Raw genomic sequence first — 15,200 nt, 5'->3', positions numbered from 1 at the left:
AAGGTAGTCAGACGAAGTGAGATTTGTATGAAAATCATCTGACTCGGAGGAACCCGCATGTCCACCTCGCCCCTCTCGCGCCGCTCCGGCCCACGTCGCGGCGCCGGCGCCCTCGTGACGCTCGCCGTCGCGGGCACCGCCCTCCTGGGGGCCCCGGCCGCTGTCGCCGCCCCCGGTGACAACGGCGACGTCAAGGTCCACGACTCGGGCACCGGGGTCGACAACCCGCGGGAGGATCCGAAGGTCTGTCACTTCTACCTCGACGGCTTCGACTTCGACCCGGGTCAGCAGGTCACCTGGTTCATCGTCACCCAGCCCCTGGTCGCGGGCGGAGCCAACCTCAGGGGCAGCCTCGACCTGCCGACCGGGCACGGCCGGACACCCGAACTCACCCTGCCCGACGGCCAGTACAAGCTCACCTGGAGGTTCGTGGGTGAGAACGGCGCGGGCAAGAGCAAGGTCTTCAGGGTCGACTGCCCCGTCGGCGTGCCGACCTCGAGCCCGACCGCGTCGCCCACCGGTCCGGGCGGTGGTCCGGGCGGTCCGGGCGGCGGTCCCGGTGGCCCCAACGGCGGACCCCCCGCGGGCGGCGGCGGCATGGCCCCCCAGGACTTCTCACCGGTCGCCGGTGCCGCGGCCGCGGGTCTCGTCGTAGCCGGTGGAGTCGTGTTCATGCGGCTGCGCCGACGCCCCGATGGCGCCGCGTAGGCGACCGAGGCCCTGGTACCGGACGCGCGCCTACCGCCTGACGCGGACCCTGGTGGTCACCGTCGCACTGGTGGCCGGCGGCGTCTGGTGGGCGGGGGACGGCGAGCCGGCCGGGACGGTGGCGTCCGGCGCCGTGCGCGACGACGGCGAGGCGTCCTCCGCCCCGGCCGGGGCGGAGGAGGTCCGGCACGGGCCGGACTCCCACCGCCCCGGCGGTGGCGCGCCCACCGCGCGGCCGCGTCGCTCCCCGGCCGTCCGCCGGGTCCGGCCCGCACCCCCGCCCGCCCCGCTGCCGCGGTCCCGGGCCACCTCGCTCCGCATCCCCTTCCTCGGTATCGAGGCGCCGGTCATCGGGCTCGGGCTGGACCGCGAGCGACGGCTCGCCGCTCCGCCCGGGGACGATCCGAAACTGGTCGGCTGGTACACGGACGGTCCCACCCCGGGCGAACGCGGCACGGCCGTCGTGGTCGGCCATCGCGACACCCGGACGGGACCGGCCGTCTTCCTGGGGCTCGAACGGACCCGGCCCGGTGGACGCGTCGAGGCCCGGCGCGTGGACGGGCGGACCGCCGTCTATACGGTGGACGCCGTACGGACGTACGCGAAGGCGCACTTCCCCGACACGGAGGTGTACGGCGACCGGGGGCGCCCCGAACTGCGTCTGATCACCTGCGGTGGCTCCTTCGACCGGAAGACCGGATACGCCGCGAACGTCGTCGTCTTCGCCCATCTCACGGGGGTCCGGGGGCGGGCCGGCGGCCACTGACGCGAGCCGTCGGGCGCCGGGCCGCGGCACCGGCGCCCCCGGGCCCCGCTTCCGGCCCGTCCGGTATCCGATCGTCCGTTTCCGCCCGTACCGAACCGGACCGTCCGATGACGCCGCGCGTCTTCCCCCGGACGTGTGCGGTCCGTTAACTTCCGTGACTCAAAGGTCCCGTACGACCCGCACGGGGCGATCGACCGCGGAGCACCAGCGCCTTGCACGCCCCCGGGGGCACCTGTCATGACACGCGCCATCTCCCTGCACCACGTCAGTAAGTCCTACACCCGCGGCGTCCGCGTGGTGGAGCGGCTCTCGCTGGACATCAGGCCCGGCGAGTTCCTCGTGCTGCTCGGCCCCTCGGGCTGCGGCAAGTCGACCGTGCTCAGGATGATCGCGGGGCTGGAGGAGGTCACCGAGGGCGAACTGCGGCTGGACGGGGAGTACGCCAACGATCTGCCGCCGTCCGGGCGGGACATGGCGATGGTGTTCCAGAACTTCGCCCTCTACCCGAGCATGACCAGCCGCGACAACATCGGGTTCCCGCTGCGCATCGAGGCGCCCGGCCAGGACCCGCGGGCCCGCGTGGACGCCACCGCCCGCATGCTCGGCATCCAGGACCTCCTCGACCGCTTCCCCAGCCAGCTCTCTGGCGGCGAGCGGCAGCGCGTCGCGATGGGCCGGGCCATCGCGCGCCACCCCTCCGCCTTCCTGATGGACGAGCCGCTGTCCAACCTCGACGCCAAGCTCCGTAACCATCTGCGCGCCGAAATCTCCCGGCTCACCAGGGAATTGGGTGCGACCACGGTGTACGTCACCCACGACCAGGCCGAGGCGATGTCGCTCGGCGACCGTGTCGCCGTGCTGCGCGGCGGAGTCCTGCAGCAACTGGGCACGCCCCGAACCGTCTACGGGCTGCCCGCGAACGTCTTCGTCGCCGCCTTCATCGGCACCCCGCGGATCAACCTGCTGCGCGGGCTCGTCCGGGCCCCGCTCGACGGCGCCATGACGATCAGCCTCGGCAAGCAGTACCTGCGTCTGCCCGAACCCCTTTGCCTCGACCACCAGTTGCTCAGGGTGCAGCAGGGCCGTGAGGTGATCGTCGGCCTGCGCTCCGAGGCCGTACGGCTCGGCAGACCGTCCGACGCACGGCCGGGCGAAGTGCCGATCAGCGGTCTGGTCGAACACGTGGAGTTCCAGGGGCACGAGGTGCTCGTGCACTTCAACACCGGCTCGCGTCCCGCCCTCGTACCGGATCTGGAATCGCCGCGCCCGGCCCGTCAGGCCCGGCGGCGGCGCCGCGACGGCACCGTCCTGGACCGGCTGCGGGAGCGCGCCGGGGCACGGCGGGCCGGGCCGGTCGTCGTCCTCGATCATCCGTCGGACGGGGAGTCCGACCTCCCCGACCAGACGCCGCCCGAGGGCCGGCTGCCCGGCGATCTCGTCGTGCGCACCACGCCCGACATCGCCCTCCGCCACGGGATGCAGGTCCCGCTCCTGGTGGACCTGGCCCACCTGTTCGTCTTCGACCGGAACGGCGAACGGATCTGTCCGGCACCGGCACGGCTGCCCGACCTGGACGAGTGAATCCCGGGCACGCGTGGCCGAACCCCTCCCCGGGTCCGGGGGCCGCGGCGGGGCCGTGGACCCGGGCCGGGGCCTCCCGTGCGGCGGGTCCCCCTGGCGCCGCAAAACTATCATCGCTAGTTTAGGGCGCGGACGACGCGGCCCCGCCCGGGAGGAACACGATGAAGGCACATGACGGCATGTACATCGACGGCGCCTGGCGCCCCGCCGCAGGACGGGACACGATCGACGTCGTGAACCCGGCCGACGAGCAGGTGATCGGCCAGGTTCCGGCGGGCACGGTCGAGGACGTCGACGCCGCCGTGCGGGCCGCCCGCGCCGCGTTCCCCGGCTGGGCCGCGACCGCGCCCGCCGAGCGGGCCGCCCGCCTGACCGCCCTGCGGGACGTCCTGGCCGCCCGGAAGGACGAGATCGCCGAGACCGTCACCGCCGAGCTCGGCTCACCGCTCGCGTTCTCGCAGACGGTGCACGCGGGCGTCCCGGTACTGGTCGCCGGTTCCTACGCCGAGCTGGCGGCGACGTACGCCTTCGAGGAGAAGGTCGGCAACTCGACCGTCTACCAGGAGCCCGTCGGCGTCGTCGGCGCGATCACGCCCTGGAACTACCCGCTGCACCAGATCGTCGCCAAGGTCGCTCCCGCGCTCGCCGCGGGCTGCACGGTGGTGCTGAAGCCCGCCGAGGACACCCCGCTCACCGCCCAGCTCTTCGCCGAGGCCGTGGCCGAGGCGGGCGTCCCGGCCGGCGTCTTCAACCTCGTCACCGGCCTCGGTCCGGTCGCGGGCCAGGCCCTCGCCGAGCACCCGGACGTCGACCTGGTCTCCTTCACCGGTTCCACCGCGGTCGGCCGGCGGATCGGCGCGACCGCGGGCGCCGCGGTCAAGCGCGTCGCCCTCGAGCTCGGAGGCAAGTCCGCCAACGTCATCCTGCCGAGCGCCGACCTCGCCAAGGCCGTGAACGTCGGCGTCGCCAATGTGATGTCCAACTCCGGCCAGACGTGCAGCGCCTGGACCCGCATGCTGGTGCCCGCCGCGCGCTACGACGAAGCGGTCGAGCTCGCCGCGACGGCCGCCGCGAAGTACGGCGACCGCATCGGCCCCGTCGTCAACGCCAAGCAGCAGGCCAGGGTGCGCGGATACATCGAGAAGGGCGTCGCCGAAGGCGCGCGGATCGTGGCGGGCGGCCCCGAATCCCCGCGTGAACAGGGCTACTTCGTCAGCCCCACCGTCTTCGCCGACGTGACCCCGCAGATGACGATCGCCCAGGAGGAGATCTTCGGCCCGGTCCTGACGATCCTGCGCTACGAGGACGAGGAGGACGCCCTGCGGATCGCGAACGGCACCGTGTACGGGCTCGCCGGCGCGGTGTGGGCGGGCGAGGAGTCCGAGGCGGTCGCCTTCGCGCGGCGGCTCGACACCGGCCAGGTCGACATCAACGGGGGACGCTTCAATCCCCTGGCCCCCTTCGGGGGATACAAGCAGTCGGGCGTGGGGCGCGAACTCGGCACCCACGGCCTGTCCGAGTACCTCCAGACCAAGTCCCTCCAGTTCTAGGAGCGTTCACGTGGTTCGCGCCGCTGTCCTTCCCGCCGTGGGTGCCCCGCTGGAGATCGCCGAGATCGAACTCCCCGACCCGGGACCGGGCCAGGTCCGGGTCAGACTGGCCGCCGCCGGGGTCTGCCACTCCGACCTGTCCCTGTCCAACGGCACCATGCGGGTGCCGGTGCCCGCCGTCCTCGGCCACGAGGGCGCCGGGACCGTCGTCGCGGTCGGCGAGGGCGTCACCCAGGTCGCACCCGGTTCCGAGGTCGTCCTCAACTGGGCTCCTTCCTGCGGCAGTTGTCATGCCTGCTCGCTGGGCGAGGTATGGCTGTGCGCCGACGCGCTGACCGGCGCCGGGAACGTGTACGCCCGCCGCGCATCCGACGGGAGCGACCTCTACCCCGGTCTGAACGTCGCCGCGTTCGCGGAGGAGACGGTCGTCCCGGTGTCCTGTCTCCTGCCCGCCCCGGACGGCATCCCGCTCACCGACGCCGCCCTGCTCGGCTGCGCGGTCCTCACCGGATACGGCGCGGTCCACAACTCCGCGAAGGTCCGGCCGGGGGAGACCGTCGCGGTGTTCGGGGCCGGCGGGGTCGGGCTCGCCGCCCTTCAGGCCGCCCGGATCGCGGGCGCCTCGAAGATCGTCGCGGTCGATGTCTCGCCCGAGAAGGAGGAACTCGCCCGCGAGGCCGGGGCCACCGACTATGTCGTCGCCTCCGACACCACCGCCCGCGAGATCCGCGCCCTCACCGGCAGACAGGGCGTCGACGTCGCCGTCGAATGCGTCGGCCGCGCCGTCACGATCCGTACGGCCTGGGAGTCGACCCGCCGCGGCGGCCGCACCACGGTCGTCGGCATCGGCGGGAAGGACCAGCAGGTCACCTTCAACGCTCTCGAGATCTTCCACTGGGGCAGGACCCTCGCGGGCTGCGTGTACGGCAACTCCGACCCGGCGCGCGATCTCCCGGTGCTCGCGGAACACGTCCGCGCGGGCCGCCTCGACCTCGGCGGTCTGGTCACCGACCGCATCGCCCTGGACGGCATCCCGGCGGCCTTCGACAACATGATCGCGGGCAAGGGAGGCCGGGCGCTGGTGGTGTTCTAGAAGTACGCCGGAGCCGCGTTCGCGGCGCCGGACCGGGGTCGAACCCCGGGCCGGAACTCCGTCGCCGGTGGATTCCGGGACCGGCGACGGACGGGACGGCAGGCCGGCACTCCGGCACACCGGCAGGCCGGCCGTACGTCAGGTCTGTTCGGCCTCCGACTCGTGTTCCGGGGCCGTCGCGGGCACCTGGGCCGAAGCCCCGGACGGACCCGACGCCGGAACCTGTGCCGTGACCGCGTCCGGTGCGGCCGTCTCCGTCGCTCCCGGACGCGGCCGGGAGCGCGAGACCGCCACACCCGCCAGGCACAGTGCCCCGCCCGCCAGCGTCAGCAGCCCCGGGACCTCGTCGAGGAACAGCCAGGACATCAGCACCACGAGGGCGGGCACCGCGTACGTCGTCGCGCCCATGCGGCTCGCGCTCGTCCGGGCGAGGGCGTACGCCCAGGTCGTGAACGCCAGCGCGGTCGGGAAGACGCCCAGATACACCATGTTGAGGGTGGCCGAGACGGGGGCGTCGGCCGCGTCGTGGACCAGCTGACCCGCGAACGGCAGACACACCACGGCCCCGACCAGACAGCCGAAGGTCGTCACCTGGAGGACACTCGCGCGCCCCAGGGCCGGCTTCTGCGCGACGACCCCGCCGGCGTACGCGACGGCGGCGAGCAGGCACAGCACGACACCGAGGACCGAGGAACCGCCGCCCCCGGACATCGACAGCCCCACCGCGACCGCGCCCGCGAACGACACCGCCATGCCCGCCAGCAGCCGCGGCGGCATCGCGTCCCCCAGCAGCCGGGAGCCGAGCAGGGCGATCAGGATCGGGCCGATGTTCACCACCAGCGCCGCCGTACCGGCGTCCACCTGCTGCTCACCCCAGTTCAGGGCCACCATGTAGAAGCCGAACCAGAGCACCCCGGATATCGCGATCCCGCGCCAGGCGCCCCGCGGCGGCAGGCCTTCGCCGCGCACCACACAGACCGCACCGAGCACGATGACCCCCGCGAGCAGCCGTCCCAGCGCCAGCGCGCCGGGCGAGTACGCGGCGCCGGCGCTGCGGATCGAGACGAAGGCGGAGGCCCACAGCCCGACCGTGACGGCCGCCGCACCGGCGGCGAGCAGGTGCGCACGGCGGTGGGGCGACGCGGTGCGGGAGGTGTTCATCATGCTCCTGAGACTAGGCGGGGCGCAGGGATCGGTCTCGCGGATTTCGGACGCCCAGGTCGGCGCGGGCCCGGCCCGCGGAGGCAGGGACGGCATACGGAGGCTCGGACGGAAAGCGGAGGTCGGAGGGCGGGACGGGAGTAGAGGTCGGAGGGCGGGACGGGAGTAGAGGTCGGAGGGCGGGACGGAGGTAGAGGTCGGGGGGATCCGGACGCGGAGGACGCCGAGGGTCCGCGCCGGGCAGGGCCGAGGGTCTGGGCCGGGCAGGAGGGCGTCGATCCGGGCCGCATCCGGTGTGTTGCGGGGGTCGGGACGGCGAGGCGCAGGGAGGGGCGGCGGCTCAGCGCAGCGCCGTCGCCTCGACCCCGAGGAGTTCCGCGAAGGCGCGCTCGCCCTCCGGGGTCGCCCTGACCGCCCGGTCCGATCCGATGCGTACGCACCACCGGACGTCCAGCGCGTGCCGGCACAGCGCCGCTCCGGCGGTGCCCGCGAGGTGCGGACGCCGTTCGGTCCAGTCGAGACAGGCACGGGCGAGAGGACGGCGTCCGGCGCGGTCCAGGGAGATGCCCACGGCGTCGAACCACCGCAGTCCGGTGTCGGTGAGGGCGAACCCGGTGTCCTGGCGGAGCAGTCCGCGCCCGGTCAGCGCGTCGGTGAGGGCGATGCCGAGCCGTCCGGCGAGATGGTCGTAGCAGGTCCGGCCGCGCGCCAGCGCCGAGCCCGTGCCGGCCTCCCGCAGTGTCCGGGGACGCGCGGCGGCGCCGGGCGCCACATGGGCGGCGAGGTCCTCGACGAGCTGGGCGACGCGGTCGTCGGCGAGCCGGACGTAGCGGTGCCGTCCCTGGCGCTCCTCGGTGAGCAGGCCGCCGGATACGAGCTTGCCGAGGTGTTCGCTGGCGGTCGACGGCGCGACGCCGGCCTGCCGCGCGAGCTCACCGGCGGTCCACGCCCGCCCGTCGAGCAGCGCCAGCAGGAAACCGGCCCGGGTCTCGTCCGCCATCAGCCCGGCCAGCGCGGCGAGCCCCGGCCCGACCGGATCTTTCGGCCTTGTCATGCCGTCCAGCATGCTCCATGGACACTTCGGCGTTCACCGAAGGATCGCGCATCGCCGCACGGGCCCGATCAGACTTCCCGGACCAGCTCGCTCAGCTTTCCCGGACCAGCCCCGTGTACTGCACCGCGAGGCCGTCCAGCAGCGCCCTGAGCCCCGTCTCGAAGGCCCGCTCGTCGATCTTCTCCTGCTGCTCGGCGAGAAGGTGCGCCTGCCCCAGATGCGGATAGTCGGCGGGGTCGTACGCGCTCTCGTCGTCCACGAAGCCCCCGGCGAACGACCCCAGCGCGGACCCCATGATGAAGTACCGCATCAGCGCCCCGATCGAGGTGGCCTGGGCCGGCGGCCAGCCCGCGTCGACCATGGCCCCGAACACGGCGTCGGCGAGCCGCAGTCCGGCCGGCCGGCGGCCGGGCCCGCGGGCGAGGACCGGGACGATGTTCGGGTGGTCGCGCAGGGCGGCGCGGTAGGAGACGGCCCAGTCGTGCAGCGCGGTCCGCCAGTCGCGGCCGTCCTCGAACATCGACAGGTCGACCAGCGCGCTCACCGAGTCCGCGACCGCCTCCAGGATCTGGTCCTTGGTGCGGAAGTGGTTGTACAGAGAGGGCCCGCTCACCCCGAGTTCCGCGGCGAGCCGGCGCGTCGAGACGGCCGCGAGGCCCTCGGCGTCCACCAGCGCCCGTGCCGTCTCGACGATGCGGTCGGTGCTGAGGAGGGGCTTGCGCGGTCGGGCCATGGCGCACATAGTAGGGCTGCGTCAGGAAACTAGCAGTGCTAATTTAAATGTACGGCTTTCAATGTCCGCTATCTGTGGGGTGACTCGGCATGAACCTTGGGCTCAGTGAAGAGCAGACCGCCGTCCGGCAGCTCGCCCAGGACTTCGTGCAACGCGAGATCGCCCCGCACGTCGTCGAGTGGGACCGCGCGGAGGAGGTCGACCGGTCCATCGTGAAGAAGCTCGCCGATGTCGGCTTCCTCGGCCTCACCGTCGACGAGAAGTACGGCGGCAGCGGCGGCGACCATCTCGCCTACTGCCTGGTCACCGAGGAACTGGGGCGCGGCGACTCCTCCGTGCGCGGGATCGTCTCCGTCTCGCTCGGGCTCGTCGCCAAGTCGATCGCCCACTGGGGGAGCGAGGAGCAGAAGCGCCGCTGGCTGCCGGGGCTGACCGCCGGCGAGTACGTGGGCTGCTTCGGGCTCACCGAGCCGGGCACCGGCTCCGACGCGGGCCAGTTGTCGACGAGAGCCGTACGCGACGGCGACGACTACGTCATCAACGGCACCAAGATGTTCATCACGAACGGCACCTGGGCCGATGTCGTGCTGCTCTTCGCCCGCTCCACCGACGCGCCGGGCCACAAGGGCGTCTCCGCCTTCCTGGTGCCCACCGACACCCCCGGTCTGACGCGCCGCACCATCCACGGCAAGCTCGGGCTGCGCGGCCAGGCCACCGCCGAACTGGCCTTCGAGGACGTGCGCGTGCCCGCGAGCGCCATGATGGCGCCCGAGGGCAAGGGCTTCGCGGTGGCCATGTCGGCGCTGGCCAAGGGCCGCATGTCGGTGGCCGCGGGCTGTGTCGGGATCGCCCAGGCCGCGCTGGACGCGGCGGTGCGGTACGCGACCGAGCGGGAGCAGTTCGGCAGGACCATCGCGCACCACCAGCTCATCCAGGAGCTGATCAGCGACATCGCCGTCGACGTGGACGCGGCGCGGCTGCTCACCTGGCGGGTCGCCGATCTCGTGGACCGCGGGCTGCCGTTCGCCACCGAGTCCTCGAAGGCCAAGCTCTTCGCGTCCGAGGCCGCCGTACGCGCCGCGAACAACGCCCTCCAGGTCTTCGGCGGCTACGGCTACATCGACGAGTACCCGGCCGGCAAACTGCTGCGCGACGCCCGCGTGATGACCCTCTACGAAGGCACCAGCCAGATCCAGAAGCTGGTCATCGGGCGCGCCCTGACGGGCGTCTCCGCGTTCTGACTCTGAGTACGTCCCTGAGTACGACGGCGGATGTGGCGGCGGCCACGTCCGCCGATCCTTGTCCCATGAGTGAGACACCGGTCAAACAGCAGAACACGGCCGCCTTCTACGGTCAGGCCGTGGCGTCCTTCTCCGTCGCGATGGCCGCCACCGCCCTCGGCATCTTCAAACTCCACGCCGACGCCTGGGTCCGGGGCTTCCTGGCCATCGCCGTCCTGTACCTGGTGACGTCGTCCTTCACGCTGGCCAAGGTGATCCGCGACCGTCAGGACGGCGGCCGTCCCGGCGGCCGGATGTACGACCCCTTCGAGAAGCTCTGAGCCCCGCGCGGCCATGACCCGGCCAAGGGTGCTAAGCGCCCGCTCAGGTTCGGGGGTATGGTGTTCACCCTGTCAGTGGAGAAGGGGCGAACAGCGATGAGTACGGCGCAGGAGACGCCCGGCGGCGAGATGCAGCCGTGGGCCGAGGTCACCCCGGACGCGGCACGGCGGCTGCTCGTCGCCGCCGTGGAGGCCTTCGCCGAGCGCGGGTACCACGCGACGACGACCCGGGACATCGCCGGCCGCGCGGGCATGAGCCCGGCCGCGCTGTACATCCACTACAAGACCAAGGAAGAGCTGCTCCACCGGATCAGCCGGATCGGGCACGACAAGGCGCTGGACATCGTGCGCACCGCGGCCGAGGGCGAGGGCACGGCCGCCGAACGGCTCTCCGACGCCGTACGGTCCTTCGTGCGGTGGCACGCGGGCCAGCACACCACCGCGCGTGTCGTCCAGTACGAACTCGACGCCCTCGGGCCCGACGCGCGCGCCGAGATCATCGCGCTGCGCCGACAGGTCGACGCGGAGGTGCGCAGCATCATCCAGGACGGTGTCGAAGCGGGCGACTTCGACGTCCCGGACGTCCCCGGCACCACCCTCGCCGTGCTGTCCCTGTGCATCGACGTGGCCCGCTGGTTCAACGTCGGCGGTCCCCGGACCCCGGACGAGGTCGGAGCCCTCTACGCCGACCTGGTCCGGCGGATGGTGGGCTACAAGGGGTAGGTCCCTGCCCCGGACGCGGACGTCCCCGATCCCGGACGCGATGACGCACCCCGGATCCGGAGACGTCGGCGTGGGGTCGGTCTCAGACGTAGTAGCGCGAGACCGACTCCGCGACGCAGACCGGCTTGTCGCCGCCCTCGCGCTCCACGGTGAAGGCCACGGACACCTGGACGCCGCCGGGCACGTCGTCCACCCCGGTGATCGTCGCGGTGGCGCGCAGCCGTGAGCCGACCGGTACGGGCGAGGGGAAGCGGACCTTGTTCGTCCCGTAGTTGACGCCCATCCTCACGCCTTCGACGTTGATCAGCTGCGGGCCGAAGAGCGGCAGCAGCGACAGGGTGAGATAACCGTGCGCGATCGTGGTGCCGAACGGACCCGCCGCGGCCTTCTCGGGGTCGACGTGGATCCACTGGTGGTCGCCGGTGGCCTCCGCGAAGAGGTCGATCCGCTTCTGCTCGATCTCGACCCAGTCCGTGTACCCCAGCTGCTCGCCCACGGCGCCCCGCAGTTCGTCGACCGTCGCGAACGTCCTCGGCTCTGCCATGTCCCTGGCCTCCCGCATCTCGAAGTCTAAGCGACTGCTTAGCATGGTCGGATGCGAGGCGCATGTCAACGGACCGGACGTGTGACGCGGTGGGTAGGTTGGAGAGGTGCCCCAGATCCCCGAGACGGTCCACGAGCTGACCGTCGGACAGTTGTCGGCCCGCAGCGGCGCCGCCGTCTCCGCCCTGCACTTCTACGAGTCCAAGGGCCTCATCAGCAGCCGCCGCACCACCGGCAACCAGCGCCGCTACCACCGTGACGCGCTGCGCCGCGTCGCCTTCGTCCGGGCCGCCCAGCGCGTCGGCATCCCGCTCGCCACCATCCGCGAGGCCCTCGCCGAACTCCCCGAGGAGCGCACCCCGACGCGGGAGGACTGGGCCCGGCTCTCGGAGGCCTGGCGCTCAGAACTCGACGAACGCATCAAGCAGCTCGGACGGCTGCGCGACCACCTCACCGACTGCATCGGCTGCGGCTGCCTCTCCCTGGAGAACTGCGTGCTCTCCAACCCCGACGACGTCTTCGGCGAGCGCCAGGCCGGCTCCCGCCTCATGGTGGAGCGGTCCGGCGCCCGGGCGGCACCGAGGCCGCGCGAGCGGCACCCGGGACAGGCAGGGGAATGCGACCCCGAGCCCGGCCGGGAGCCACTCGGCGACTGCCGCTGACCACTCCCCGCCCGGCCGCGGTGATCCGCGCTGTCCGGCCTGCGGGTCATCCGCCTTGCCCGGTCCGCGCGTTCACGCCCCGGCAGGTCCGGGGGTCGTCCGGCCCGCCCGACCGGGCGCCAGGCCCAGCAGGGCGGGCCGGACGACGCCCCGCCCGCCCTGGGTACTCCGGGTCGCCCCGGGCTACTCGTACTCCGTGCCGCCCTTGCGCGTCAGATAGGCCGGACTGACCGCCTTCGCTATCGCCCGTCCGCCCGTCACCGGGCTGTACCGCTCGGCGGCCACGAGGGTTCCCTCCGGCCCGGCGGGGGCGGGAGCCCCGGGGCGGATCACGACGCCCTCGCGCAGATGCAGCGCCCGGCCCGACACCGTCTCCCGGCCGGAGGCGATCTCCAGGACGCGCTCGATGTCGTACGGACCCTCGTACAGCCGCGGCACCAGCGGGAGTTCGCCCGTCAGCAGCTCCTGCGCGTCCAGCCAGCGCACCTCGCCGTCGATCTCCGCGGAGACGTCGAACACGGCGTAACCGACTGTCTCGCGGCGGCCGTCGGCGCCGTACGGCAGGTCCTGGACGCCCGCCCCGTACACCTCGCCGAAGATGCCGACGCGGCGCGCGCCCAGGCGGGCGGCGAGCAGGGCGGCGGCCTCCGCGACGCCGTGACCGCGCACGGCGCGCCAGTACAGATTGCGCGGATCCTCCTTCAGGGCGAGGGACTTGGAGCCGAAGCCCTTCGAGGAGACGTGCACGCGGCCCTCGTCGGCGAGGTAGGTCAGCAGACAGGCCGTACCGTGCAGCTTCTCCGTCAGGACGACGGGCTCGCCCGGGGAGAAGATGTCCGGGTAGCGCTGGATGTTCTCGATGTCGACCCAGGGCAGCAGATCGGGTGCCGACTCGACGTCGCCGTCCATGGTGGGCGGGATCGGCGGCACCCATTTCACGATGCCGAGCATCTCCGCGAAGTCCGTGCCGTCCTCGGCGGCCCGCGCCAGGTCCACGTCCGCCAGCGCCTCAGGACGGCACACGATGCCCTGCGACAGCTCGCCGCGCAGCCGCACCGCCCTGACCCGGTTCGAGGCGCTGCCCGCGAGCCGCCCGGTCAGCCCCAGTTCCTCGATCAGTCCGGCCGGCAGCACGGACTGTTCCGGGATGTAGACGGCCCGCTCGCCGGTGCGGTACGCGCCCTTGGCGACCACGGCCCGATACAGGCCCACCTGGGCCAGTTCGAGCGCGTCGGCGTTCGGATGCTCATGGATGGTCAGCACTTCGGCGGTCACGCGCAGCGTCGACATGGGGAACTCCAGGGGTTGCTCAGCCGTGTTTCATCACCCCCGACTCTCCGCGGGGGAAACGGCTGGAACCAGCGGATTTACGGCTGCTACCGTCAGTCGCTTCGTCCCGTCGGCGGCGGGCGCCGGGCCGCCCCGTACTGAGCGAGTCCCTCCGTCACCAGCCGCGCGTTGGACAACGCCCGCTCCCCGTCCGGGAGTACGAGGGTGTCCTCGAAGCCGGTCCGGGTGGCGAGGCCCAGCCGTCCCGCCAGGCGCAGCACCGGCCAGGCGCCGCCCTCCTCGCCGTGCAGCAGGACGGGGCGGCCGGACGCGGTGCCGAGCGCCGCGAGCAGGGCGTGGGCCGAGTCCTCGGCGGTCCACGGCGAGGTGTCCGTCACCTCGGCCAGGACACGCAGCACGCGCGGCGCGAGCGGCGATGCCAGGAACCGGGCCGCGCCGTCCGTGCCGGACCAGATGCCCGCCTCCACGCCGATCCCGCGCTCCAGGAGCGCCGCCGCGACGTCGTCCGCGCCCGGCTCGTGCCAGTTCACCGAGGCGTGGTCGGGCAGTACGGTCCAGGAGCGGACGCGATCGGCCCGGGCCACCGGATCGGGCTCGGCCCAGGCACCGGTGGTCACTCCGACCGGGACGCGCACCCGCGCCCGTATCGCTTCGAGCGTCGCCGCCACCACCCTGGGCGACAACGTGTCGCGTCCGCACGGGGTCTTGGGATGGACATGGATGTCCGTGGCGCCGGCCGCGACCGCCTCGGCCGCGGATCGGGCCATCGCCCCGGGCGACATCGGCACGACGGCGCCGTCGGCCGATCCGCGCGCTCCGTTCAGACAGACCTGCACCATGCCCCCGATGGTGCCGGACACCACTGACAATCGGGCGCCGGGAACTGCGTGCCCGGCCACGGACCCTCCGCGGCCGACGGCTCACCCGCAGCTCCCTGCCCCGTGCCGCTCAGCCCGGCGGCGTCCCGGCCGCCCGGCCCGGCGGGGCACTCACGCCGACACGAGCAGCCGGCCGCGCCTGGCCCCCGCCAGGGCTTCCGGGGTCAGGACGGGCCGCGGCACCACGATTCCGCAGCTCGTGCAGACGGGACCCGACGAGGGTTCGTGGGCCAGGTCGTACATCCAGAGCAGGCGTTCACCGGCGCACACCGGGCAGACGGCGCCCGGCTCGCGCTCCAGGGCGGCGATCAGCCGGCGCAGCACCTCGGCCAGTGACGCATGAGGGTGGACACGGGGGTTGTCGCACCAGGCGACACCGAACCCGCCCCAGGTCAGCCGGTGCCAGTCGTCGACACTGCCCGGCCTGCGCAGCCCGTCGTGCTTCTCCTTCTTGCGACGCTGCGCGAACTCGACCTCGTAGGCGAGCCAGACGGAGCGGGCCTCCTCCAGCTCCTCCAGTGCGGCCACGAGCCGCACCGGATCGGGGGACCGGTCCTCCGGACCGAACCCGGCCCGGGAACACAGATGGTCCCAGGTCGCCCGATGCCCGTAAGGGGCGAACCTCTCCAGGCACTTGCGCAGTGAGTACCTCCGCAGTGCCAGATCACACCTCGGATCTCGCACCTGTCTCGCCAGACTCCGGAAACCGGCCATCGTCCTGCACCTCCGTCACACCTGCACCTGCACTCCGGTCACTTCGGCGTCGTCTCGTACGGACGTCGTCGAGTAGACGTATCGACAAGCGATTCGGCTCCATCGAATTTTCCGATGACCGCCGCGAGCCGCCCACCGAGTGCCCTCGGCCTACCTCCCGTTGCTGTCAGCCGGCTGTCGACC

At 72.8% G+C, this 15,200-nt stretch carries 16 protein-coding genes; 9 read left to right on the top strand and 7 right to left on the bottom strand.

Features of this window, described 5'->3' with window-relative positions; genetic code table 11:
- The first annotated feature begins 57 nt into the window (after nt 1-57).
- The 5 genes from OG788_RS11680 to OG788_RS11660 all read left to right on the top strand — a co-directional run bounded on the left by OG788_RS11680 (nt 58) and on the right by OG788_RS11660 (nt 5,698).
- Nucleotides 58-708, top strand: a complete 651-nt coding sequence (locus OG788_RS11680) for a hypothetical protein (RefSeq protein WP_406370551.1) — start codon at nt 58-60, stop codon at nt 706-708.
- The gene (locus OG788_RS11675) at nt 695-1,474 is read left to right on the top strand and encodes a class F sortase (RefSeq protein WP_406370549.1); all 780 of its coding nucleotides are present in this window, start codon (nt 695-697) and stop codon (nt 1,472-1,474) included. The genes OG788_RS11680 and OG788_RS11675 overlap by 14 nt, the downstream gene beginning before the upstream one ends.
- 237 nt (nt 1,475-1,711) lie before the next feature.
- Nucleotides 1,712-3,055: an ABC transporter ATP-binding protein gene (locus OG788_RS11670; protein WP_406370548.1), complete on the top strand. Its 1,344-nt coding sequence runs from the start codon at nt 1,712-1,714 to the stop codon at nt 3,053-3,055.
- Nucleotides 3,056-3,216: 161 nt separating this feature from the next.
- A complete protein-coding gene (locus OG788_RS11665) occupies nt 3,217-4,605 on the top strand; it encodes an aldehyde dehydrogenase family protein (protein WP_406370546.1) in 1,389 nt (462 codons plus the stop codon).
- Nucleotides 4,606-4,615: 10 nt separating this feature from the next.
- Nucleotides 4,616-5,698, top strand: coding sequence for a Zn-dependent alcohol dehydrogenase (locus tag OG788_RS11660; RefSeq protein WP_406370544.1), 1,083 nt, complete (start codon nt 4,616-4,618; stop codon nt 5,696-5,698).
- A gap of 138 nt (nt 5,699-5,836) precedes the next feature.
- On the opposite strand, the gene OG788_RS11655 is transcribed toward OG788_RS11660, so the two are convergent.
- The 3 genes from OG788_RS11655 to OG788_RS11645 all read right to left on the bottom strand — a co-directional run bounded on the left by OG788_RS11655 (nt 5,837) and on the right by OG788_RS11645 (nt 8,646).
- Nucleotides 5,837-6,862 carry a DMT family transporter gene (locus OG788_RS11655; protein ID WP_406370542.1) on the bottom strand — a complete coding sequence of 342 codons (1,026 nt, stop codon included), beginning with the start codon at nt 6,860-6,862 and terminating at the stop codon, nt 5,837-5,839.
- A 337-nt stretch (nt 6,863-7,199) separates the two neighbouring features.
- Nucleotides 7,200-7,925: a winged helix-turn-helix domain-containing protein gene (locus OG788_RS11650; protein ID WP_351550327.1), complete on the bottom strand. Its 726-nt coding sequence runs from the start codon at nt 7,923-7,925 to the stop codon at nt 7,200-7,202.
- 79 nt (nt 7,926-8,004) lie between these two features.
- Nucleotides 8,005-8,646 (bottom strand): TetR/AcrR family transcriptional regulator, encoded by a 642-nt coding sequence (locus OG788_RS11645; RefSeq protein ID WP_356748881.1) that lies wholly within the window; start codon nt 8,644-8,646, stop codon nt 8,005-8,007.
- A gap of 89 nt (nt 8,647-8,735) precedes the next feature.
- On the opposite strand from OG788_RS11645, the gene OG788_RS11640 reads away from it, so the two are divergent.
- From OG788_RS11640 to OG788_RS11630, 3 genes are all read left to right on the top strand, one after another.
- Nucleotides 8,736-9,887: an acyl-CoA dehydrogenase family protein gene (locus OG788_RS11640; RefSeq protein ID WP_406370540.1), complete on the top strand. Its 1,152-nt coding sequence runs from the start codon at nt 8,736-8,738 to the stop codon at nt 9,885-9,887.
- A gap of 65 nt (nt 9,888-9,952) precedes the next feature.
- Entirely contained in the window at nt 9,953-10,207 is a 255-nt protein-coding gene (locus OG788_RS11635) for a YiaA/YiaB family inner membrane protein (protein ID WP_351550336.1), read from the top strand.
- Nucleotides 10,208-10,303: 96 nt separating this feature from the next.
- Complete coding sequence (locus OG788_RS11630; RefSeq protein WP_406370538.1) at nt 10,304-10,930, top strand: TetR/AcrR family transcriptional regulator; 627 nt, start codon at nt 10,304-10,306, stop codon at nt 10,928-10,930.
- 82 nt (nt 10,931-11,012) lie between these two features.
- Here OG788_RS11630 and OG788_RS11625 read toward each other — a convergent pair whose 3' ends face one another.
- A complete protein-coding gene (locus OG788_RS11625) occupies nt 11,013-11,474 on the bottom strand; it encodes a MaoC family dehydratase (RefSeq protein ID WP_406370536.1) in 462 nt (153 codons plus the stop codon).
- Nucleotides 11,475-11,580: 106 nt separating this feature from the next.
- Between OG788_RS11625 and soxR the strand changes: the two genes are divergently transcribed.
- Nucleotides 11,581-12,135: a redox-sensitive transcriptional activator SoxR gene (gene soxR / locus OG788_RS11620; RefSeq protein WP_406370534.1), complete on the top strand. Its 555-nt coding sequence runs from the start codon at nt 11,581-11,583 to the stop codon at nt 12,133-12,135.
- A gap of 183 nt (nt 12,136-12,318) precedes the next feature.
- Here the strand turns inward: soxR and OG788_RS11615 are convergent, their stop codons facing one another.
- The 3 genes from OG788_RS11615 to OG788_RS11605 form a co-directional block, all read right to left on the bottom strand.
- On the bottom strand, nt 12,319-13,425 hold the full coding sequence (locus OG788_RS11615) for an RNA ligase (ATP) (protein WP_406370533.1): 1,107 nt from the start codon (nt 13,423-13,425) through the stop codon (nt 12,319-12,321).
- Nucleotides 13,426-13,517: 92 nt separating this feature from the next.
- Complete coding sequence (locus OG788_RS11610; protein ID WP_406370531.1) at nt 13,518-14,264, bottom strand: 3-keto-5-aminohexanoate cleavage protein; 747 nt, start codon at nt 14,262-14,264, stop codon at nt 13,518-13,520.
- A 150-nt stretch (nt 14,265-14,414) separates the two neighbouring features.
- Nucleotides 14,415-15,017 (bottom strand): hypothetical protein, encoded by a 603-nt coding sequence (locus tag OG788_RS11605; RefSeq protein WP_351550353.1) that lies wholly within the window; start codon nt 15,015-15,017, stop codon nt 14,415-14,417.
- Nucleotides 15,018-15,200 lie beyond the last annotated feature (183 nt).

It is taken from the genome of Streptomyces sp. NBC_00647 (assembly GCF_045207245.1).
Lineage (GTDB): Bacteria > Actinomycetota > Actinomycetes > Streptomycetales > Streptomycetaceae > Streptomyces.
This window is presented reverse-complemented; position numbering and strand designations above follow the sequence as displayed.

Coding starts and splice junctions, on each gene's coding strand:
- OG788_RS11680 (WP_406370551.1), top strand. CDS start 58: ATGTCCACCTCGCCCCTCTCGCGCCGCTCCGGCCCACGTCGCGGCGCC.
- OG788_RS11675 (WP_406370549.1), top strand. CDS start 695: ATGGCGCCGCGTAGGCGACCGAGGCCCTGGTACCGGACGCGCGCCTAC.
- OG788_RS11670 (WP_406370548.1), top strand. CDS start 1,712: ATGACACGCGCCATCTCCCTGCACCACGTCAGTAAGTCCTACACCCGC.
- OG788_RS11665 (WP_406370546.1), top strand. CDS start 3,217: ATGAAGGCACATGACGGCATGTACATCGACGGCGCCTGGCGCCCCGCC.
- OG788_RS11655 (WP_406370542.1), bottom strand. CDS start 6,862: ATGATGAACACCTCCCGCACCGCGTCGCCCCACCGCCGTGCGCACCTG.
- OG788_RS11650 (WP_351550327.1), bottom strand. CDS start 7,925: ATGCTGGACGGCATGACAAGGCCGAAAGATCCGGTCGGGCCGGGGCTC.
- OG788_RS11645 (WP_356748881.1), bottom strand. CDS start 8,646: ATGGCCCGACCGCGCAAGCCCCTCCTCAGCACCGACCGCATCGTCGAG.
- OG788_RS11640 (WP_406370540.1), top strand. CDS start 8,736: ATGAACCTTGGGCTCAGTGAAGAGCAGACCGCCGTCCGGCAGCTCGCC.
- OG788_RS11635 (WP_351550336.1), top strand. CDS start 9,953: ATGAGTGAGACACCGGTCAAACAGCAGAACACGGCCGCCTTCTACGGT.
- OG788_RS11630 (WP_406370538.1), top strand. CDS start 10,304: ATGAGTACGGCGCAGGAGACGCCCGGCGGCGAGATGCAGCCGTGGGCC.
- OG788_RS11625 (WP_406370536.1), bottom strand. CDS start 11,474: ATGGCAGAGCCGAGGACGTTCGCGACGGTCGACGAACTGCGGGGCGCC.
- OG788_RS11615 (WP_406370533.1), bottom strand. CDS start 13,425: ATGTCGACGCTGCGCGTGACCGCCGAAGTGCTGACCATCCATGAGCAT.
- OG788_RS11610 (WP_406370531.1), bottom strand. CDS start 14,264: ATGGTGCAGGTCTGTCTGAACGGAGCGCGCGGATCGGCCGACGGCGCC.
- OG788_RS11605 (WP_351550353.1), bottom strand. CDS start 15,017: ATGGCCGGTTTCCGGAGTCTGGCGAGACAGGTGCGAGATCCGAGGTGT.